The sequence below is a fragment of the Leptospira paudalimensis genome, assembly GCF_026151345.1.
Classification (GTDB): Bacteria; Spirochaetota; Leptospiria; order Leptospirales; family Leptospiraceae; genus Leptospira_A; species Leptospira_A paudalimensis.
Map to the genome: position 1 here is coordinate 1,699,694 of NZ_JAMQPR010000001.1, position 21,845 is coordinate 1,721,538.

The 21,845-nt window shown below is 35.9% G+C and carries 19 protein-coding genes; 11 read left to right on the plus strand and 8 right to left on the minus strand.

Annotation, left to right across the window (positions count from 1 at the left end):
- A complete protein-coding gene (gene murC / locus ND855_RS07905; protein ID WP_265357897.1) occupies window positions 1-1,422 on the plus strand; it encodes a UDP-N-acetylmuramate--L-alanine ligase in 1,422 nt (473 codons plus the stop codon).
- Window positions 1,423-1,431: 9 nt separating this feature from the next.
- Here murC and ND855_RS07910 read toward each other — a convergent pair whose 3' ends face one another.
- The 3 genes from ND855_RS07910 to ND855_RS07920 are packed head-to-tail and all read right to left on the minus strand — an operon-like array spanning window position 1,432 to window position 4,446.
- The gene (locus tag ND855_RS07910; protein ID WP_265357898.1) at window positions 1,432-2,529 is read right to left on the minus strand and encodes a 5-(carboxyamino)imidazole ribonucleotide synthase; all 1,098 of its coding nucleotides are present in this window, start codon (window positions 2,527-2,529) and stop codon (window positions 1,432-1,434) included.
- Between the two features lie 9 nt (window positions 2,530-2,538).
- A complete protein-coding gene (gene purE, locus ND855_RS07915) occupies window positions 2,539-3,036 on the minus strand; it encodes a 5-(carboxyamino)imidazole ribonucleotide mutase (RefSeq protein WP_265357899.1) in 498 nt (165 codons plus the stop codon).
- A 30-nt stretch (window positions 3,037-3,066) separates the two neighbouring features.
- The gene (locus ND855_RS07920) at window positions 3,067-4,446 is read right to left on the minus strand and encodes a UDP-N-acetylmuramoyl-tripeptide--D-alanyl-D-alanine ligase (RefSeq protein ID WP_265357900.1); all 1,380 of its coding nucleotides are present in this window, start codon (window positions 4,444-4,446) and stop codon (window positions 3,067-3,069) included.
- Window positions 4,447-4,497: 51 nt separating this feature from the next.
- Here ND855_RS07920 and ND855_RS07925 point away from each other — a divergent pair, with 51 nt between their 5' ends.
- From ND855_RS07925 to ND855_RS07935, 3 genes are read left to right on the plus strand one after another with little or no spacing between them, the layout of a single operon-like run.
- The gene (locus tag ND855_RS07925; RefSeq protein ID WP_265357901.1) at window positions 4,498-5,532 is read left to right on the plus strand and encodes a Gfo/Idh/MocA family protein; all 1,035 of its coding nucleotides are present in this window, start codon (window positions 4,498-4,500) and stop codon (window positions 5,530-5,532) included.
- A 3-nt stretch (window positions 5,533-5,535) separates the two neighbouring features.
- Window positions 5,536-7,170: an ABC1 kinase family protein gene (locus ND855_RS07930; protein ID WP_265357902.1), complete on the plus strand. Its 1,635-nt coding sequence runs from the start codon at window positions 5,536-5,538 to the stop codon at window positions 7,168-7,170.
- Between the two features lie 24 nt (window positions 7,171-7,194).
- Complete coding sequence (locus tag ND855_RS07935) at window positions 7,195-7,755, plus strand: lipoprotein signal peptidase (protein WP_108959137.1); 561 nt, start codon at window positions 7,195-7,197, stop codon at window positions 7,753-7,755.
- Between the two features lie 124 nt (window positions 7,756-7,879).
- Here ND855_RS07935 and ND855_RS07940 read toward each other — a convergent pair whose 3' ends face one another.
- Both ND855_RS07940 and ND855_RS07945 read right to left on the minus strand, forming a co-directional pair.
- On the minus strand, window positions 7,880-8,590 hold the full coding sequence (locus ND855_RS07940) for an amidohydrolase (protein ID WP_265357903.1): 711 nt from the start codon (window positions 8,588-8,590) through the stop codon (window positions 7,880-7,882).
- Window positions 8,590-10,512: a hypothetical protein gene (locus ND855_RS07945; RefSeq protein WP_322113530.1), complete on the minus strand. Its 1,923-nt coding sequence runs from the start codon at window positions 10,510-10,512 to the stop codon at window positions 8,590-8,592. The genes ND855_RS07940 and ND855_RS07945 overlap by 1 nt, the downstream gene beginning before the upstream one ends.
- 112 nt (window positions 10,513-10,624) lie before the next feature.
- Here ND855_RS07945 and ND855_RS07950 point away from each other — a divergent pair, with 112 nt between their 5' ends.
- The 3 genes from ND855_RS07950 (at window position 10,625) to ND855_RS07960 (ending at window position 14,025) form a co-directional block, all read left to right on the plus strand.
- Window positions 10,625-11,413, plus strand: a complete 789-nt coding sequence (locus ND855_RS07950) for an AAA family ATPase (protein ID WP_265357905.1) — start codon at window positions 10,625-10,627, stop codon at window positions 11,411-11,413.
- A gap of 1 nt (window position 11,414) precedes the next feature.
- On the plus strand, window positions 11,415-12,617 hold the full coding sequence (locus ND855_RS07955; protein WP_265357906.1) for a vWA domain-containing protein: 1,203 nt from the start codon (window positions 11,415-11,417) through the stop codon (window positions 12,615-12,617).
- 61 nt (window positions 12,618-12,678) lie between these two features.
- Window positions 12,679-14,025 carry a PrsW family glutamic-type intramembrane protease gene (locus ND855_RS07960; protein ID WP_265357907.1) on the plus strand — a complete coding sequence of 449 codons (1,347 nt, stop codon included), beginning with the start codon at window positions 12,679-12,681 and terminating at the stop codon, window positions 14,023-14,025.
- Between the two features lie 12 nt (window positions 14,026-14,037).
- Here the strand turns inward: ND855_RS07960 and ND855_RS07965 are convergent, their stop codons facing one another.
- Window positions 14,038-15,090: an LB_137 family protein gene (locus ND855_RS07965; protein WP_407658705.1), complete on the minus strand. Its 1,053-nt coding sequence runs from the start codon at window positions 15,088-15,090 to the stop codon at window positions 14,038-14,040.
- Between the two features lie 72 nt (window positions 15,091-15,162).
- Between ND855_RS07965 and ND855_RS07970 the strand changes: the two genes are divergently transcribed.
- Together ND855_RS07970 and ND855_RS07975 are read left to right on the plus strand one after the other, a co-directional pair.
- A complete protein-coding gene (locus ND855_RS07970) occupies window positions 15,163-16,680 on the plus strand; it encodes a PP2C family protein-serine/threonine phosphatase (protein WP_265357909.1) in 1,518 nt (505 codons plus the stop codon).
- Complete coding sequence (locus ND855_RS07975; RefSeq protein WP_265357910.1) at window positions 16,677-18,230, plus strand: tetratricopeptide repeat protein; 1,554 nt, start codon at window positions 16,677-16,679, stop codon at window positions 18,228-18,230. Before ND855_RS07970 ends, ND855_RS07975 begins: the two co-directional genes overlap by 4 nt.
- A gap of 16 nt (window positions 18,231-18,246) precedes the next feature.
- On the opposite strand, the gene ND855_RS07980 is transcribed toward ND855_RS07975, so the two are convergent.
- Both ND855_RS07980 and ND855_RS07985 read right to left on the minus strand, forming a co-directional pair.
- Window positions 18,247-18,570: an STAS domain-containing protein gene (locus ND855_RS07980; protein ID WP_100726824.1), complete on the minus strand. Its 324-nt coding sequence runs from the start codon at window positions 18,568-18,570 to the stop codon at window positions 18,247-18,249.
- Window positions 18,571-18,680: 110 nt separating this feature from the next.
- Window positions 18,681-18,860 (minus strand): hypothetical protein, encoded by a 180-nt coding sequence (locus tag ND855_RS07985; protein ID WP_108959128.1) that lies wholly within the window; start codon window positions 18,858-18,860, stop codon window positions 18,681-18,683.
- 106 nt (window positions 18,861-18,966) lie between these two features.
- Between ND855_RS07985 and ND855_RS07990 the strand changes: the two genes are divergently transcribed.
- Together ND855_RS07990 and ND855_RS07995 are read left to right on the plus strand one after the other, a co-directional pair.
- Window positions 18,967-21,072: a GGDEF domain-containing phosphodiesterase gene (locus ND855_RS07990; RefSeq protein WP_265357911.1), complete on the plus strand. Its 2,106-nt coding sequence runs from the start codon at window positions 18,967-18,969 to the stop codon at window positions 21,070-21,072.
- Window positions 21,072-21,845, plus strand: a complete 774-nt coding sequence (locus ND855_RS07995; protein WP_265357912.1) for a M48 family metallopeptidase — start codon at window positions 21,072-21,074, stop codon at window positions 21,843-21,845. The genes ND855_RS07990 and ND855_RS07995 overlap by 1 nt, the downstream gene beginning before the upstream one ends.

The window sequence follows — 21,845 nt, forward strand, 5'->3', positions numbered from 1 at the left end:
ATGATGAAGGGACCTATCTTATTTTTAGGAATTGGTGGAAGTGGAATGTCGAGTTTAGCCCATATGGCACTTGATTTAAATATCCCAGTCATAGGATACGATCAAAAAAATTCTGAAATTACTGATTATTTAAAAGAACGCGGGGTGGTTTTATATCATTCGATTGAAGAAATTCCATTGAATGGAATTCAGATGGTTGCCTATAGTTCTGCCATCAATGATAAACACAAAGAAGTATTCAATCGTATCAAAGAACAGAACATTCCTTTGAAACATCGATCTGAGTTTATGCACTTACTTGTGTCCAAACAAAAATCCATCTCCGTCGCCGGTAGCCATGGCAAAACTTCCACAACAACCATGGTATCTCAAATTTTGACAGAAATGGGACTAAATCCAACAATCATGATTGGTGGTGATACTAGTTTGTTACAAAAAAGAGGTGGGAAAATTGGAACTGGTGAATACGCAGTTTATGAATCAGATGAATCAGATGGTACTTTTTTAAAACACAAAGCCAATTTCCGTCTGCTTACCAATATCGATAATGATCACTTGGATTACTATCATACTCGAGAAAAACTGGAACAAGCATTCCTAACTTATATGGGATTTGATGTTGCTGGAGAAGTTGTTTTATTTGCTCGTGACCCTGGTATCACATCTGTTTTGAGATCAAATTATAAATCGATTCTATTTGATTCAGAATTTCGTCTCAATCTCCTCGTAACAAAAGAACAAACTCATGAAGAATGGTTTCAATATTTTGTATCAAACTACAAATCTCAAACCACTGTGATTGAATATGAAATCAAAGCTGATTGTTTGCACTTTGTTTTTGAAAATGAAAAATATTCACTTACCTTACCTTATCCAGGAGTCCATTATTTAACCAATGGACTTGTTGCTCTCACTTGTGCGTTAAAACTAGGAATTACTCCATCAAAGTCGATTGAAATCCTTTCTCGATACATTGGAGTCAAAAGAAGACAAGAAATTCTAGGAAATTGGAATGGTGTCACTGTCATAGATGATTATGGCCATCATCCGACAGAGATTCAAATGGTGATCCGATCCTTAAAAGATAAAAATAAGGCAATTGGAAAACTCCATGTTATATTTCAACCACATCGGTATACTAGAACCAAATTATTGTTAAATGATCTTGCCAATTCACTAACGGGTGCAGATTTTGTATACCTATTACCCATTTATTCTGCTGGTGAAACTCCAATTGAAGGGATTTCTTCGATGAGTTTTTTTCCATTATTAGACAAAAACAAAACAGTTTTTTTGCCTGGTCTCATAGAAGAAGATTTAATGGAAATCCAATCTAAATTGCAGAAAGGTGATTTCCTTCTTTGTTTGGGAGCCGGAAACGTGAGAGATTGGGGAACTTATCTATTAAACGCTAAAAACTAAAATTTTAGATTATAACTCATGGAATAGGGGATTTACTTCTTCAAGTGTTCCCTTAAAATTCATATGACCCATTTTCCTACCTTGTTTTGCTTCTTCTTTTCCGTACAAATGCAATCGGTACCGATCGTCTTTTAAAAGTTCCTTCGTGATTTTTAAACTTTCATCATACTGATTACCCAATATATTTTTCATTAAAGTGGGTTTTGGTCTTACATCTGTGGGAGGAGTGTTTCCAGAAATTGCTTGCACATGTAGATAAAACTGAGAAAAACTTTGGCAATCTTGCGTATAATGACCAGTGTTATGTGGTCTAGGAGCAAATTCATTTAAATATAATAAATTGTCTTTTACAAAAAATTCGACACCCATCGTTCCTACATATTGTAATGACAGAGCAAGTTTAGAAGCAAGTTCAATCGATTCTAAATTAAGACCAATTGGGATCCTTGCAGGGAAAATTGATAAATCTAAGATATGATGTTTGTGTTCATTTTCAACGGCACCATAACAAACAATGTCTCCATTTTGGAAACGAGTTAAAATGATACTGATTTCCTTTTGAAACGGAATTACTTCTTCAATCAGGTACTCGGAACCATCATTTTGGAAGGCTTTTTCTAAAAAACCTTTGTAATCAGTTAGGTTCTGAATTTTGATTTGCCCTTTACCATCATAACCAAAACGCAAAGTTTTAATGATCCACGGAAATGGAATTGATACTTCAAATTGTGAAGTCTCTTTTGTTAAGTGAAAAAATTCAGCAGTTCTAAATCCAAGTTTTCGGAAATGTGATTTTTCTAAAAATCGATCCTGCGCAATGATGAGAGCTTGGGCAGGCGGAAAAACAGTAGTATCCGATTGTTCTTTTAGAAACTCTAATGTTGGTTTAGGAATATTTTCAAATTCAAAACTTAATACATCAATTGTTTTCAGAAATTTTTTTAAATCATCAAAAGATTCATAGGAAGCAACTGTCTCCTTTGCACCTACCTTTAGTGAAGGTGAATTTTGATCTGGCGAATAACAATAAAACTCGTGACCTAATGGAATTGTTTCCAAACACATCATTTGCCCTAATTGACCGGATCCCAACACACCAATTTTCATTTTTATTCCCTAAACCAATTGGTCATTTTTTGAAAGAGCAGAGACACGATTTGTATTCGCATAGTCTTCAAGTTTTTTAGAAAGTTTTGGATCGAGTAGAGAAAGGATTCGTACTGCAAGTAAACCTGCATTGGCTGCCCCACTGGTTCCAATGGCAAGTGTTCCTACTGGAACTCCCTTCGGCATTTGAACGATTGAAAGTAAACTATCCATTCCATTTAAGGCTTTTGATAAAATCGGCACACCTAATACAGGCAAGGTGGTAAGTGAGGCTGTCATTCCTGGAAGGTGAGCAGCACCACCAGCTCCTGCAATGATGACTCCAAATCCATTTGACTTTGCATTTTTCGCAAATTCAAACATTCTGTCTGGCGAACGGTGAGCAGAAACAATTTCCTTCTCAAATGGAATACCAAATTCAGTGAGGATTTCACAGGTTTCCTTCATAGTATCCCAATCAGAATAGGATCCCATTATCACTGCAACTTTTGGTAAGAGGTTTGTCATACGTTGAATCTAAAAAAACCTATTTCGTTATCAACCCTTAAATGATTCAAGTTCTGCTGTAATTTCTTCCATTTTCATGGACCTTGATCCTTTGATTAAAATCACAGCCCCTTTCGGGATCTCATTTTTTATATAAGAAATGATTCCTTGTTTATCCTGAAAATACTTTCCCCGCGAAAATTGTTTTACCATTGGAATAGTATCTTCACCTAATGCTAGTAAGGTTCCTTTCCCGATTTTTTCCAATTCTTTACCAACTTTTTCATGGTAATATTTAGAGAACTTTCCAAGTTCCTTCATTGTGCCCAAAACCCAAACAATTTCCTTTCCTTGAGCATACTGCACACTTGCATCTATACTTGATAAAACAGACTCTGGATTTGCATTATAACTGTCATCGATGATGGTATAATACCCTTTTTTGATGTTCAGTCGTTTGTTGGGACTTTTGTAAGTCTGGATCGCCCGTTTCATTTGAACGTCGGAGATTCCAAAATAAGAACCAACGGCGATCATCCCACGTACATTACTGAGAAGTTTGGAACCAGGAATTTTCCAATGTATGGATTCATTTTTCCATTGTAAATGGAATCCATTCTTTTCAATGGATTTGATTTTTAGTTCCGGATTTTTTGTGTGTTTCCAAACAATCAATTTTGCATTTAGTTGTTTTGACTTTTGTTTGATACGATCTAAAAAATCCAAATCATCTGGTACAAAGAGTGCTCCCGAAGCCCGTAACCCTAAAATAATATCTGATTTTTCCTCTGCTATATTTTCTCTGGATTTTAGGTTTTCAATATGTGCCGAACCAATATTCGTAATTAACGCATGAGTAGGTTCTGCAATTTTTGATAATCTTTCTATCTCACCTCTGTGGTTCATGCCCATTTCACAAATAACAACTCTAGTCAGTTCTGTGATTCGAAAGAGTGTAAAGGGAACACCAATTTCATTATTGTAATTTTTTTCTGTCATCACAATGGATTTAGAATCCAAATAGGAAAAAAGACCACCTAATAGATCTTTTGTGGTTGTTTTTCCTGAGGAACCAGTGATGGCAAGGATAATTGGGTTAAAACGATTTCGATGGTAATTAGAGAGTTTCCCTAGCGCAACTAAGGTATCTTTAACAAATATTGCTTTCTTTTGGTCTTCCTTTGTAAGTGTTTTGAGAATGGGATGATTTATCTCACATAAAAATCCAGATGCACCAGCTTTTAATGCATCAGAAATAAACTGATGACCATCCCGTTCGGCACGAAGAGGGACAAAAAGTGAATCCTTTTTGATTTCCCGAGATGAGGTGGAAATCCATCGGAATTTTGGATTCTTTGGATTCTCCCAATCTGGTTTCATCGAAAACAAACTTAGAATAGTTGACAGGGAATATTCAAATGGTGCGATCATAGCTTCTAAGCCAGATTCTCCAAGAAAGAAAGATTTTAAAGAAAAACTTACATGAAACCAACTAAAATCAAAACGATTCTCATTGGTCTTGGACGAATCGCTTCCAAATTAGAAAAGGACCCCTTTCGGAAAAAACCATGCACTCATATGGGTGTCCTCATGTCCGCTTGGGGAAAAAGCCAATTTGAATTTGTCTCTGGTTTTGATTCAAATCCAGAGGTGTGTTTAGAATTCCAAAACCAATGGAAATCTCCCACAGAAACAGGATTTCCAGGTTTCCTTTTAGAAAACAAAACTTTACCCATTGATTTAGCCATCATTGCGACACCGAGCCATACTCATGAATTTTATGCGAAAGAATGTTTAAAACTTGGTATCAGGAACCTCCTCGTTGAAAAACCAGTTGCCATGTCAAAAAGTGGAGCAAAATCGATTGCAACATTGGCAAAGGCAAAAAAAGCAAGGGTATGGATCAACCATGAAAGGAGATACCATCCAAGTTATCGTTTTGTAAGGGATGAATTAGAAAAAGGCAATTTTGGAATATTAAAATCGATTCGGGCCTCCGTCTTCACGTCAGCAAAAAATCCAGGAATCGCATTTTCGAAGTTTGGTGGTGGACCATTGCTCCACGATGGAACACATGCGATGGACCTTATCCATTGGTTAGTCGGAAAACCAAAACTTATTTTTGCAAAGGTAGAAAGACCAAAAAAAGGAATGGTCGAAACAAGGGCGTATGCATGTTTTGAGTCGAAATCAAATGTTGAAATCGTTTTAGATGTTTCTGGAGGAAGGGATTATTTCCAATTTGAAATCGATATCCATACAAGTTCACATCGTATTATTTGTTCAAATGATGGATTTCAGTTTTTCCAGTCAACACCTTCTAAATTGTATAAAGGATTCCAAAGTCTCCAATCATACATACCCAAACAATTTCCAAAACCTGAATCTTCAAATGCGTTTTTGGGAATTTATAATGAAATTCAATCTGTCATTCAAGGTGAATCAAACCATATGGAAGGGACATTGTCTGAAAATATACAAATCTTAGAAAGTATCGAATCTATTTATAGGCACTAAATCATGAAACCAAACAAGAATCGATCGGTATCAGTATATTCATTTGTTTTCAAAACATACCTTCAGTATCTTTACCTTACCAAATGGTTTAAAAAAATTTCCTCTAAAGAAAAATATGATACAAAACGAATTCTGTTTTTAAAAAAGAAAGGGATCGAAACTAAAAACTTATTTTTTCAATTGGGTGGCGTTTACATCAAAATTGGCCAATTTGTCAGTAACTTGTTCCATATCCTCCCTGAAGAATTCCTTTGGGAATTACAAGACCTACAGGATAAAATTCCGCCAAGAGACTTCCTTGAAATCAATAAGCGTTGGGAATTAGACTTTGGAAAATCAATGTCGGAGATCTTTGAAACATTGGACAAAGAATCTTATGCAAGTGCGTCCACTGCACAAGTCCATATCGGAACTTACCAAAACAAAAAAGTAGCAATTAAAACTTTATACCCAGGGATAGAAGAGACTGCCAAGTCTGATATAAAGACAATTTCTAAAGTTGTATGGATCATTGATCGATTTGTCATTAAAATCTCAGGGAAAGAGGTGATTGAACAATTACAATCCATGATCCATGCTGAATTGGATCTTCGAACCGAATTAAAGAATTTAAAAATCCTCAAACAAATGTTTGCTCTAGAAAAAGATTTTTACATTCCAAATCCCATAGAGGAACTCTGCGGTCGGCATACCTTAGTCACAGAATTTGTAGAAGGAAAAAAGATTACTGAATTAGAAGGAGAACCTCTTTATTCCAAACGAAACCCAAATCTAGAAAAATTAATCAAAGCTTATATCTTAATGGTGTTTGAGTATCGTTTTTTTCATGCAGATCCTCATCCAGGGAACTTGATTTTTATGGAAACGGGAGAATTATGCTTAATTGATTTTGGTGCCGTTCAGTCAATCTCCGAAGAAGAAACCCAAATCCTCGAACGAATTTTGGTTGGAGCCATGCGGAAAGATTACCATCTCGTTGCCGAATCTATGTATGAATTAGGTGCTGTAACAGAATCCTTATCGAAAGAAGAACTCACAAAAATTGTAAAATATTCATTGGAAAAACTAAATCGAATTTTAGCGGATACAAACCATTTTAGAAACCTAAGTTTAGATACATTACGTCCAGGGGATGATCTTCGTTTTTTAAAAGAAATCCAAGTTAGCTTAAAACAATTGTTAGCCAGTTTAAAACTCCCACCAAATTTCCTAAGTTTACATAGAGTTTTAGCATTACTGCTCGGAAATTTTTCCTATTTAGATCCAACTCGTTCCATGATTGAATATGCGGAAAAACCATTTTCACAAATTGTTCTCAAAGGAAGTAGTTTTAAGAAACTTTGGCGGGATGAAGGAGAAGAGTTTATAACGAGTTTGTTTTCTTTACCCAAAGAACTAAACGATTTTTTATATAAGTGGAATCGTGGCGAATTTCAGCCTAAGGAAGATCATAAATGGGCAGAACTAAAACTTAGAGAAATTCTCACTTTTGGAATATTAGGTACACTATTTTTCTATTTTGGAATGCATTATGCGGAAAAATTATGGAAAGAACCAAGCATAATATTTTATATACTATCAGGACTTAGTTTCTGGTCACTTGCAAAATCCAGTCTAAGTTTCTGGAAACTAAAATAAACGTAAAAAAGAACGAACCTCCGTATGAAATTACCTAACACACCATTTTTTTCTGTTTTTAAACCTGGTTACTTGGCATTTGTGGCCTTTGGACTTTTTTTAGATTTACTCACTAAATATATCATCATTACAAAGATGTATGCACATGAAAGTATTCCTGTGTTAGGTGATTTTTTTAGATTATCACTTACTTTTAATACAGGATTTGTGTTTGGATTATTCCAAGACAATGCTTTGCCTTCGTTATTCGCAACTGGATTTGCGATTGTTTTTTTAATCTTTTATCGGTGGCAAAATTCTGACCTTGGAAATGTTTGGGGTTGGAATTTTGTTATGGCAGGTGCCTTTGGCAATTTTTTAGATAAATTTTTTGTCAAAATTCCTGGAACTGGATTTCGATTTGGATTTAGCCCTGAAAAACCTGGGATTGAATTCATCGGTGTTGTCGACTTTTTGGATTTTGAATGGCCAGACTTCTTACTCTTTGACAGATGGCCTGCATTTAATGTGGCAGATTCTTGTGTATCCATCGGTATTGTAATTTTGTTATTTACAATGGATTGGAAGGAATTGGATAAAAAATAATCCAATTCCCGAAAGGAAACAAACGATTCCATTTAAGAAAGTTGAAATCAAAACTCCTTCTTAAATGGGAAACAGCTTTTCAATTGGTCTTAATTTTTTCGTGTGAGTATTACCGATTGGTAACTTATAATAAATAACTTCTCATCACATTGACGGATAAGGTTTTAAAAACATCCTTATCCTCTTCAATTTTTCCCACTTTCCAATTGATTCCTGAGGGTGATGCATACAAACTTCTAGCAGGTTTTCCATCGGTAGGACCACAAACTCGGATTAAATGGATGTTTCTCTCTTTTGCAAGGTTTTCGTAATCACTTAAATCTTCTTCATAAGTTCGATTCGAACTTGCCGAATCTAAATGGAAAATGATTTCAATATTTTCCTTTTTGAATTCATCCCAAATGGATTTGTTTTGGATATCTTCACCAAGTAATAATCCGAACCGAAGTCCACCCATAATGAAAATAGATTCCGTTACACCTTCAGTCACGCCTTGGTCATTCGTTTGGTTTGGAGTTTTTTTCTCATAAAAATCAACTAACACCAGTGATTGGACAATTGGTAAGGCAGCCACCAGTTTTCCATTTTCATTATTTCGGTAATGGCTACCACCAAGGATCACACCTGAAAATTTCTCAGAAATTTCTAAGATATGATCTTGGTATTCTTTTTCGTGTTTTGTTCCTTCATTGGGAGATACACTTTGAAACAAGTGTGGGTAACCTTCTGGTAATAATAAAAAATGTGCCTTACTTTGTTGGATTTTTACAATTTCATCATGGGTAATTCGTTTGTGCAGATTCTTTTGGTAAATTGCGATTTTTATGACTGCCATTAAAAAGGGTTTCCTTTTGGTAAAATGTCATCATCGGAAAGGTCATCAATACTGTCTTCATTTGTTTCTTCGAGGTCAGTAGTCTCATTCGAAGTAATATCTGCACCCGCATTTTGAACTTCTGGAGTTCCAGATTCGGAATCATTTTCCAAATCACTTGCATCGGGAGAATTGTTTTCTTTCGCAGTTTCTGACTCCACTCCAAACGAAGATTTCATTTGTTCAGGAGTTAGTTCAACAAGGCCACCGAATAAATCTCCCGTTTCAATACGATCATGCAAAGCAAGTAAGTAACAATAAGCTTCCATGATACATTGTTTGACGGGTTTTTTATTGAGTCGTTTACGTGACTCCATTGAATCCAATGTCAAAATATCATTCATATTCGCTACAATTTCCTTTTTCCCCTTCATGTCTTTGATGAGGGTGAGAAGTGAGTCTCTTGACTTTAAACTAAAGTCTTTAATCGCCATTCGCACTGTTCTGGACTGTCCTGTGCGTTTTTGTTCGATTCCAGTTAGTTTTTTAGAAGCTTCAATGTAATTTGCACCAGGATTTGCTTTGTGTTTTTCTAATTCTCTTAATATATCGTGGTAAATTCGAAATTGGTCAATGATGGTGCGTGTACTTTCATAAATGTCCAACATCTTCTGACGGTAATCAACTTTTACTCCATTTATCGATCCAGGTTTGATATCGATTTTTTTGGTAGTCATCACAAAGGAATATTCATCATCAAATTCGTAAAAATAGAATAGGGCAAGAAGTGCTTTATCCGCATCGGGAATGTTAGCGTATTCATTTTTTGGATCAAATTTTTTACGCAACTTTGGTATAGAATACATTTGCATCAAACGTAATCCATAGGCTTGTTCTTTGGATAATGGAACTTCTTCTTCCTTTTTATCCTCTTCCTTGTTTGCGTTTTCTGCTTCTTTATCTTCTTTTGTTTCTACCGGTTTTCCACCTGGAACATTCTCTCCGGATTTTCTTTGGCCAGGTTTGTCTTCAGGTGTAATGCCTAAAAGATTTTCCATATAACGAGAAATAAGCGGGATATTTTTGTTTTCTGCACGAATCACAACTAGATATAACCGATCAAAAAATCCATCAAACAAAGTATCTATTTCTTGCAAAACTTTTCGTTTTTTGTTCGCATAAATTAGGGCAGGTTTCCCTTCTAACTTTTGTAATTCGTCATAGGCTTGCGAAAACGATTTTTTTAAAGTTTCTTGGTATGGATAAAGAATGTACATTCTTTTAAACAAAGAGTAAATTTGGTTTTTGACACGTTCAATCGCAACTGGTGATTCAGGTGCTGTCATGATGGGTTCAGTGATATCTGTCAGTTCTGGGCCATTGTATAATTTTTGCCCCATAGCTAAAAGTTCAATAAGTAATGGGTTTATCCGATCAAGGGCTTTACTAAGTTGTGGTGAAAATTGTTGGTTTGCGAGTAACTCATTTCCACTGTATTGGAGTTCGATCAGTGCTTGTTTTCCACGGATTGAAAAATCATGCATGAATTTAGGTGTTAGGTCACTTGATCCAAAGGAAGTGACTCTTGCTAACCAACATTTTAATTTGACCGAAAACCTTGCGGAAAAACTACTGATTTCTTTTTCGTATTGTGCTTTGGAATCAAGTTGTGATTTGGAATTAGAAGTATCTTGTTTAGAAGGACTGCCTCCGCCACTTCCACCGCGGTTTCCTTGGCGACTGTCCTCATTTCCTCGAGATACAGTACTTTGTCTCAGTTTTGGTTCTGGACGAGTTTTTTTATTGTCATCATCTTTTGGAGGAGTTTTCTCTTTGATGACTTCTCCACCAGCGCTTTTAAACTTATTGAACATATCCTTTCGTTGGGAATCGTCCAGTTTTCCTACGCCAATGGCCCGCTTGGTATTATCGAAATCGCCCATATATTTACTATCGTTCCAATTTCTCAATATGGGAACCCAATTTCTTTCAAAAAGCAATTTTTAGTAGATTCCCCCGTTTTTCGAAAAAGATTGGAGTCCAAAAGGTAAGACTATGGCAGATTATATCCTATCAGATGATTTAAAAGAAGCAGTACAAGTGGCAGAGATCACAAAACGTCCGCTCCTTTTGAAAGGAGAACCTGGAACTGGTAAAACCCTTCTTGCAAGTTTCCTTGCAGAAACCAAAAATCTCCCTTTTTACCGTTGGCACATCAAATCAACGAGCCTAGCCAAAGAAGGTTTGTATTTTTACGATGCGGTCTCCAGGCTGAATGACTCTCGTTTCCCTGAAGAAGAAGCTATGAACCGGGTACGTGATGTCAAAAACTACATTCGACTTGGTGCTCTTGGAGAAGCGTTCCTACATCCAAAAAAGTCTGTTGTCCTCATTGATGAAATCGATAAAGCGGACATTGAATTCCCCAATGATTTGTTACTCGAACTTGATAAAATGGAATTTTTTATCCCTGAAACCAAAGAACACATTGTAGCGAAAGAACGTCCGATTGTAATCATCACTTCCAATAATGAAAAGGAACTTCCAGATGCGTTTTTACGTCGTTGTATTTTCCATTACATCGAATTTCCCAAACGTGAATCGATGAAAGAAATCATCAAAGCCCATTACCCTTCCATAGAAACGGAATTCATGGAAAAAGCACTCGCCATGTTTTATTCTATACGCAAAATAGAAAGCCTTCGAAAAAAACCATCCACTAGTGAATTATTGGATTGGATCCAAGTATTACTGATTTCGGGAGAGAAATTAGAATCGAATAAAATTCCTTTCGCCGGTACTTTATTTAAATCAGAAGACGATTACAGGGTGTACTTAAACTAATATGTTCCTCGATTTTTTCTATAACCTGCGAAAAGAAACAGTCCCTTGTTCTACGGGAGAACTCATTGCGTTTTTAGAAAGTATTCGTAAACTCACTGACCCCACAGGTTATATTTCCCTCGAGCAGTTGTATAGGGTAGGAAGGCTTAATTTTGCAAAAGATTTAAAACACTACGATTCTTATGACTTAGCCTTTGGAAAAACATTTGGAAGTTGGAAGGAACAAAGGATTCAGTTTCGTGATCTCCTTATGGAATGGTTAGAAGAAAATCTTCCAAAAGATCTTTCGGACGAACAAAAACAAAAAGCACCTAACCTCAGCATGGAAGAGGTCATTGAAGAATTAAAAAAACGACTCGCCGAACAAAAAGAACGACATGATGGCGGAAGTAAGTGGGTTGGAACCTCTGGCACCAGTCCTTTTGGAAATTCCGGATTTAACCCCAACGGGTTATCAATTGGTGGCAATACGGAAGGACAGGGGAATAGGTCTGGTGTTAGCCTTTGGAATGAACGAAAGTACAAAGCCTATCGGGAAGATGAAATTTTAGACACTCGTTCCATCCAATTAGCTCTGAAGGAACTTCGTTTTTTGAAAAAGGAAGGAAAACGAGAACTCCACGTTGACAAAACCATTGACAAAACCTGCGAAAATGGCGGTGAGATTGAACTTGTAGAAGAACGAGAGAGAAAAAATTCTCTGAGGCTTGTCCTCATTATGGACATTGGTGGGAGTATGACTCCACATTCAGACAGGGTCAGTAAATTATTCAGTGCAAGCAGAGGTTTGTATCACTTTAAAGAAGTACATAATTATTTTTTCCATAATATCTTTCACGAATACCTTTATGCAAATCACGAATTCCAATCACGAATTTCTTTAAAACATTTTGAAGAAAAGTATAGGAAAAATACAAAACTAATTTTTGTTGGGGATGCTTACATGGCACCTTACGAACTGATGGGAACACCTTACAATGTCTATGCGTATCATTCCCACTCAAAAGAAGAAAAGGAAAAAAAAGCGAAGAGTGGTTTGGAGTGTTTGAAAGAATTAGTTGGTTATTTCCCTGATTCTGTTTGGTTAAACCCAGAACCAAAACGTTTTTGGGGGGCACCTACCATAGAGGCCATTGAAGATGTTGTACCTATGTTTCCACTGACGATTGAAGGTCTCAGAAAAGCCGTAAAACATCTGGTTTGAAGAAAAGAATCCTTCAGATTTGATTCATTTTCTCCTTTGAATTTGTCGTTAATTAGAGTAAATGTCCATTCAAATCTCCATTCCTAGTCTGGTCATTTGTCTCATTAACCTCTGTACACTTGCGTTTTATTATTCGTTTTATCGTTTCCATTTTTATCGTTTTACAGAAGGATTTTTACAATACACAGCCCTGGCTTTTTCCTTATTTAGCGCAGGGATAGCCATTGGGTTACAAGCAATGTTATTGCAATTGGTACCGAGTGGTGGACCCGTTTGGAATTCTTTTTTCCTTTCCTCCTTTGTGGAAGAGTTTGCAAAGTTATTAGGAATTTATCTCTTTTTTAGCAAAAACCAAGATGAGTTCACAGTGACCGATGGAATTTTTTATGGATTGGTTTTGGGTGGAGGATTTGGGTTAGTTGAAAACATTCTCTATTTTATCAACACTGGACTTTGGTCCCAAGTGTTACGATCCATCACTGCACTTCCCATCCATATGATGAACGGAGGACTTGTTGGTGCCTTTACCATGATGTTCCTCTTTCATAAAAATCCAGTTTTTAAATGGGGAAATTTGTTCAGCGGATTTTTGATCTGTGTTTTTTTCCATGGGTTGTACAATCTTTCGCTTTTCCAAGAAATTGACCTCTTACTCATATTACCCATTTGTATCTTGGCTTTATTTTTTTTACTAGAGGTAACGATTGCAAAATCTAGAATCCTAGTTCCAGGCCATATTTTAAAATTAATGGATATGAGTATGGAAGAGTATGAAATCTTAAGTAGACACAATCGTCATGAGGGATGGATCCAAAATGTTCAAAAACACATTTCCACATCAGGCATTCGTTTATTCCAATACCCAAATTTACGACATACCATTTTAACCATTTTCTTTTTAGTGCCTGGAATTCTTTCTATTTATTTGTTATACGATGCACCTGAATGGATTAGTAGAAAATTTCCAGACTTAGCTCTTCAGGATTATTTTGCTCTATTTGTGATGTACCCTATCGTCCTTGCTTTGATGTTTTTCTTTGCAGGAATTCTAAATCCTTATTTTTTTAGGGATCGAATGCTTGCTGTACCATTATTTAGTTCTGTTGATATGCATGTTGGAAACAAAGAAGAAAATTCAGCAATTTTCCACATCAAAGCCAATTTGTTTTATTTGCCCACCTCACAAAACTATGAAAAGGAAACAAAAGCTAGTTTTGATTTATGGTTAGGGCTCAATTGTTTTTCGGGATTAAAAGGAAAAGTCCTTTGGAGCCGTGAAAATGAAGAAGGGAATTGTGGAGTGATGTGCCAACTTGATTCCATTCCATTTGCATTTTTAATCAAATGGAACTATTTTCGTTTCAAACAGAATTTAAAAAATCTATTTCTTAGGAAAGTACAAGTATAATCGAAATTGGTCTCAAAATTTAGATTCAAAACTAAAACCATATTGTAAAAACTCATTTGGTTTTTGTGAATACACATTCAATTGGTTGTAAATTGAGTTTGGTTTGTAATCTAACATCGGTTTCAAATACACCGCTTGTGAACTTTCTTTATTTGAATCTCTTTGTCCTAAATAAAAACTATCAATAAAACTATATGTCAAAATAGAGGCAAACACAACCCCATATATGGTAAACCTTTGCCTATGATAATCATAACGATCATTACCGATGGTATTGGCAAATAAGAATACACGTCCATCTCCAGTAGGGATGTATTCAAGGTCTTGGTTGATTGCTTTGACAGACATATTGTATTCATAAGCCATTCCTATACCGGAAAGAAAAGCAGTACCAAACAAAATTGCGGCTTTGCCATATTTTTTTTCAGAAATAGATGCATATCCTGGGATCACTTTCGGAGTTTCTTCTTTGATAACTTTTGCAATAACCGATTTGTTTTGGTATTCATAGGATTCAAAATCGAGTGCTTCCGCAGATTCTATTTTTTTATCCTCTATTTCAAAGTTCATCTTTCCTCTATCGAGGGATTTGTAAGTTCCGAAAATTTCTTTGTTGCTAAATACCCATCTTCCTTTAGCACCAAATTGGATGTATCGATCGACTGGGAGACCAGATTCTTTTTTAATTTTAAGTGTTGTGATTTTTCGAATGGGAATTGTTTCCAATTCTAAGGGACTACTTTTTTTGGAAAAACTAGCACTTGTTTTTGTGAGCCTAGTCAGGATTAGATCGCAATCTTCCACGCCGAACGTTTTGTAATCGGCACAAGCGGGAAGGCCATCATACCCAACATCAATTCCTAACACATCTTCATTGGGGAACTTATATCGTTTGCCTTGGTCCACCCATTCCACATGAGTAGGGGTTACATTCTGGACTTTTCCATTCAGTACTTCCCCCGATTTTAAGCGGATTTTGTCTGAAAACAGATCTGAACCAAACAGCACCAACCCAAGGAAAAAAAGGGTAGGTCCAATCTTACGAATCTTTGCTATGTGGAACATTAAAACCAATGGAAATTCTCAATTTTGTGATAGATTTCTATCACTTAATTATCGACAATACTAGTAATTGCCGTGAACAAAAGCAAAATCAAAACGACGAATTCCTTACGCTTTAAGATTGGACTCTTTTATTCTCTCTTAGCCTTCCTGAATATCATCTTTTTTACGGTGATGATCTTCGAAAACCAGTCAGATTTACTCCTAAAAAACTTCCAATTCCAATCGGAGAATTTGGCCAATACCATACTGACTGACATCCAGACCATTGGACTCTCAAGTGAAAGGGATGAAAGTTTTGAAGTTTTCCGAAAAACTCTCAAACTTTACGAAATTAACAATTTTTCGATCTTTGATGCCGATGGAAAAATCCTACAAGCTGAACCTGAGTCAAACACCACAAATCTAACCATCCCTGATTCCGTACTCAAAAAAACAAAGGAAGTTTCCGCTGATAAAGAAGGGAATTTATTCAAAGCAAGATACAGTTTGGATCTAAACGAATCTGATTTTACTGTGGATTTTCTTTTACCAATTCGTCTCTCAGATGGAAGGGAAGTATTCTTATACACTCATTTTAATATATCAAGTATTCAAGACAGATTGAAACAACTCTATATCCAAGTGGGTTATGCTGTCATTTGGGGAGTTCTGTTTCATATCATTTTTGCAATCCTTGTGTATCGAGCGATCTTCAAACGTGTTGGTGATTTGGAAATTGCATCGAAAGATATGGCAACTGGAAATTTGGAATCAAGAGTCAATTGGAAATTCAAAAGTGATGACGAACTCGATAGTTTAGGTAAGTCATTTAACCAAATGGCAGAAGAGATTCAAAATAAGGTAACAACGATTACTCGCTTAAACCAGGAAATTAACCAAGAACTCCAAATTGGAAAAGAAGTTCAGGAACTCTTTTTACCTTCAGTTAAAAAATTCAAAAAATTCAATATCGGAAAAATATACCGTCCTATGCGAGAGGTTTCTGGAGATTTATACCAATACTTTCAAATTCCAGAACAAAACTTTTATGGATTTTTTTTGGCAGATGCATCGGGACATGGAGTTTCCGCAGCTCTAGTAACAGTTGTAATGGCAATGTCAATTCAATCCATTATGAAAGAAAATCCAGCGCCTATCCACGCTATTAACTCGTTAGGTGAAGTGATAGCAAATCGACTCCAAGCTTCCTTTTTTGCCACAGGTGTTTTTGTTGTTTTTGATGAACCAGGTGTTGTTAAGTTTGTAAACGCCGGACACAATGCACCCTTTATCATACGACCTTCCACAAAGGAAGTGAGGTTTATCGATAGTTCTGGTCCACCGCTTGGAATGGGAGATGACATTCAATATTCCCTTGAGTCCTTTCCAGTAGAACCAGGAGATAAAATCATACTTTATACAGATGGGGTTGTGGAAACACCAATCAAAGAGGGTGGTTTGTTCGGTTTAGATCGTTTTACTGAAGTAGTTTTAGAAAACATTCATTTATCCAATGCCGAGATCGTAGAGAAGGCGATGGCACTTCTTGATGAAAAACATGAAGAGTATAAGGATGATGTTACCATGTTAGTCCTTGATGTACCAGAATGAAAAAGTTTTTCTTTTTCTCGTTATTTGGTTTTTTATTCTTATTCTTTGCGATGGCATCAGAAGCCATTGTTAGTGTCAAACTACAAGAATTAAGATTTGGAATCTTAAGAGACCAATTGATGAATTATGAACTTTCATCACAAACTTTGCGTGAACGTTTAAAACAAATGTTTTTATCAAAAGATGATTATATGACGGAAGTCAAAGTGAATATCCTTGAGTCTGGGATCATGAACTCAGAAACAGAAGGATTGGATCTGAAGATGAGCTGGAAGGATAAATTTGGTTTGTATGTCATCAATTCCGTTCGATTTCTGAATTTAAAATCTCCATTAGAACTAGAAGAACAACAAAAAACCATCATTCGATTACAATTTGCTTTTTATATGGAGAGAACTAGGAAATACCCAATTGCTTCTAAAAAATACCAAGAACTAGAAGAATCCATTACTGCTACTTTATCAGATGAGATGGCTTTTACTTTGCTACACCATGGTTATTGTTTGGTGATGATGGGAGACCGTGATAAAGCGTTTGTAAAACTCAATAAAGCAATTGATTTGTTTCCAGGTTCTCATTACTCCGAAAACGCAGCGCTTCTCATCAGTTTCCTTGAAGACGGACAAAAGAAAAAAGAAGAACTTAAATCCAAAAAGAAATCGCCTGAAGAATTGGCTTATTCACTTTTCCAAAGTGGAGATTATGAAGAAACACTCAAAACATTAGAAAGTTTACCTACACTCACCAATGACCAATCATATATCAAAGCACGTTCCATGGAAGAACTAGGTAAAACTTCCAATGCAGTAAAAGAATACATCCAGTTGGTAAAACAAAAAGAAAATAAAGAAGTGGCAATTCGTGCAAATCGAAGGTTACTTCTCATTGGAAATTTTTACCAAGAGAACAAATCATTAGTTGCCTTTTCTAAAGAAGAAGCAACTAAGTTAGGTGATAGTAAGGCTGCTGAAAATATTGAAGAAGGGAAAAGTTTAGTCCTTAAACCAGTCATCATCGAAAAGATATTAAAAACAGAAAGTTCCTCCAATTTGTCAAAAGAGGAAACAAATGAACTGAACCAAATTAAAGATGAAATCAAACTTTCGTTAGAAGATTCCAAACAAGAAACTAAAAATTTAGCCTTAGTTGTATCAGAGGAAAAAATACCACTCGTTCCAGAAACGAGTCCCACAACGGAAAAAAATGCGGAAGAGCCGCCAAAGAATGTTTCTCAAAATAAGGAGGCAAATGTCCCTCTTAAATTAAAAGTGAAGTTAAGAGATGGAAGAGAAGTTGTCTGTGATGAAGTCCTCATTGAAGGAAATTTAGCAAGTCTGAAGTTAGAGAGTTTTGGATTGAATTTGCCCTATGATTTAATTGTGTCTGTCCAATCAAGCCAACCTAAAAAAGGGAAAATCAAAATAGGAACGAACAATGGAGTGGCTGGTGAGGCGTCAAAATGGATCCAGAACCATAATGGTGATTGGGTGTTGTCTAAGGATGCAGAAAATTCGGTAACTAGAGCCGATGTAAGGTCCTTTCGGCTCTAAAGACGGGAAAGGTGGATTACGGAAGTTCCGCCTCTCCACCTAAAATTGTAAAAAATTTGTCCAAACTGGATAATTTTAAAATCACCATCACATCTTGGCTCACATTGAGAAGGAAAAACTGCCCTTCTTCTGATTTGAGTTTCTTTTGTAAATTGGCAAGCAGAGCAATCCCAGAGGAATCTAATAATTTGATATTAATCATATCAATTGCTACCGATTCTGCTCCATCATCAATGATCTTATGGAGCTCTTTTTTGAGTGCGGGTGCAGAATAAATGTCGAGGGAACCCTCTAGAGTAACAACTGTATGATTTTTAACTTGTTTTGTTGTGAAATTCATTGAACTTCCTACTGGCACGTATACTATCTGTTTTTACACAAATTTTGTAAAGAATTTTTGTAGATTTGGTTCCCGACAGAGATCGACTTACCATTCTACTAGAAAAAACCCTAGTTTTGCAATTTTTTTAAGACCAAAGTGATCGCTTGGTTGAATCCATCATAACCACCTTTGTCATAGTCATTCAAATCTTTGTATTCCAAATCATTCATATCTAGCAGTAACTTTCGTAACTCGTGTTCTAAATACTCTTTTCGGATATAACTCGTCTCAAAAACCTTAGGATGCACACGTCCATTTGACGAGAAATCATTGAAATTTCGAATCATTTTTAGGTTGAGATTTTTAGAATTTTCCCTATGCTGAACGAGGGAGATCCGCCTCACCACAACCATAATGGGAAGTCCAATCAGTGTTTTAATTCTAGAAAACGATTCCAATAGCGTTTTTGATATTATTCGTGAAATGAAATCCAATGGACTAAGTCCACTTTACAAAGTTGTCGAATCCTTTGGTTCTTTTGAATCAACTGTAATGGAAGAAGATTGGGATGCGATCATATGTAGCACACGAAAACCTTTTTATTTAGAAATTTCACTTTATCTAAAATACTTAAACGAAAAAAAAATCGATATTCCAGTTATCCTTTTATCTGACCCAGAGGACTTCCAAAAAAACTTACAGTATATGAAGTCTGGTGTCAATGATATCATAGATCGTAAAACATTACTTAGGTTAGCAGAAGTTTTAGAAAGAGAAAGAAGGGAATTGGTCTATCGGAAGGAAAAAAACACCACTGAAAGTTTTTTATTCCAATCTTTAAAAGAAATTCAATTACAAAAATTTGCATTAGACCAAGCCAACATTGTTTCGATCACGGATGCAAATGGAATCATCACATATGTGAATGAAGCATTTTCAAAATGTACAGGTTATTTAGTGACAGAATTACTTGGACAAAATCATAGAATTTTAAAAAGCCAAAACAAAACAAAAGACGAGTGGGAAAAAATTTGGGAAACCATTCATAAAGGTCACGTTTGGCGTGGTGAGATACTCAATACTAAAAAGGATGGAAGTGGATTTTGGGTTGATACAACAATTGTTCCTTTTATCGGAACGGATGGTTCGGTGTTCCAATACATTGCAATCCATCATGACATTACGGATCGAAAATTAGCAGAAGAACAACTGACACATGATGCATTTTATGATAATCTTACAGGATTACCCAATCGAGCATTGTATCTTGCAAGGATTGAACAAAAAATATTCACTTATAATATCAAAAAAGACGGATATCCAATCTTATTTTGTATCAATATAGACAATTTCAAACGCATCAACCATTCCCTTGGAAATGAAGCTGGTGATAAAATTTTGATTATATTTTCTCAGAGACTAAAACAGTTCTCTGATAAAGAAGCTGTTATCACCAGATTAGGTGCCGATAATTTTTCCATTTTACTCAATCATTTACTTTCAATTGAGGAAGCTTTTGATTATGCATACCGTTTGCTTGAATACATTGGCGATCCAATTCCAATTGGTGGATATGAAATTTATTTAACCGCTTCCTGTGGTATTTCAGCCTTTGGACTTGGTGGAAAAGAAGCTGATGTATTGCTGCGAAATGCTGAAATTGCAATGTTCCATGCAAAATCACAAAAAGTGGGCACGGTAGCTGTATTTAACCAAGCAATGCAGGAAAAAATTCACTTCCAACTAGAGATCCAAAATGATTTAAAAAAAGCCCTCACTCAAAATGAAATTTCTGTTTTTTACCAACCCATTTTAGATCTAAATACCAACAAAATTGGGCATTGGGAGGCACTCGTTAGGTGGCGTCATCCCCAAAGGGGAATGGTTTCCCCTGCAGAATTTATCCCACTTGCAGAAGATTCAGGTTTGATAGTACCCATTACACGATTTGTTTTAGAACAAACCGCAAATGTGATCGAAGAGGTACAAACTAAAAAAGGATATCCCATTTCAATTGCTGTAAATTTAAGCCCACAAGTTTTTTTTGATCAAAACATCTTTCATTGGATAGTCGACTTACACAAACAACGAAAGATACCATACACTTCACTCCAAGTGGAAATCACTGAAAGTTTGGCTATGAAAAATTTATCAGAGACTGTACCTATTTTATCAAACCTAATTGATATTGGTGTGAAAGTGGCTCTAGATGATTTCGGAACCGGGTTTTCTTCATTATCTTACTTAGAAAAACTCCCTTTATCTATTTTAAAAATTGATAAATCGTTTTTAAATAATGTTCACGTTGGATCAAAAGAAAGTTTTTTACTGATCTCCATTATCAATATGGCTCATGATTTGGGTTATTCGGTAGTCGCAGAAGGTGTCGAAGAGTTAGAACAACTAGAATTGTTGAAGTCATATAAATGTGATGAAATCCAAGGGTATTGGTTATCCAAACCTATCCCATTCCCAGAAATCATGCCATTCTTAGATTCATTTTATAAAAAGGAAAAGTAATGAAACACTTACAATTGATAAGTTTAGTTCTTTTTGTATTACACTGTAATACATCACCAACTGGTAGAAAACAAATCATTTTAGTCAGTGATGGCGAAATGAATGAAATGGGAACTCAAGCTTTTGATGATTTAAAATCCAAAACTCCAATTGATACAAGAAATAACACCAATGCTTATGTAAGGTGTATTGTAGATTCAGAATTAGGTGTTACGACAGATACAACAGGTGTAGATTCTTGGGAAGTGATTGTGTTTAAGGACAATACACCCAATGCGTTTGCCTTACCTGGTGGAAAAATAGGTGTATTTACAGGAATGTTCTCTGTTGCAAAGAATAAAGACCAACTAGCAGCAGTAATAGGGCATGAAATTGGACATGTGATCGCAAGGCATGGAAACGAAAGGGTTTCCCAAAATCAATTGGCTTCTGGTTCCGTAAAACTACTTGAAACTCTGGGGAAACCAACAGTGGCAGGTGCACTTGGTATGGGAGCAAAACTTGGTGTTTTATTGCCATTTTCTAGACAACATGAGTCGGAAGCAGATTTAATTGGTTTAGAAATTATGGCAAAATCAGGATTTGATCCAAGAGAAAGTGTAAACCTATGGAAAAATATGAGTGCACTGGGTGGAGGGAAACCAACAGAACTTTTATCAACTCACCCTTCTGATGAAACTAGGATGAAACAATTAAACCAAGCCATGCCGAAGGCAATGGCATTGTATGAATCTGCATTACAATCTGGTAAAAAACCAAATTGTGTTATGTGA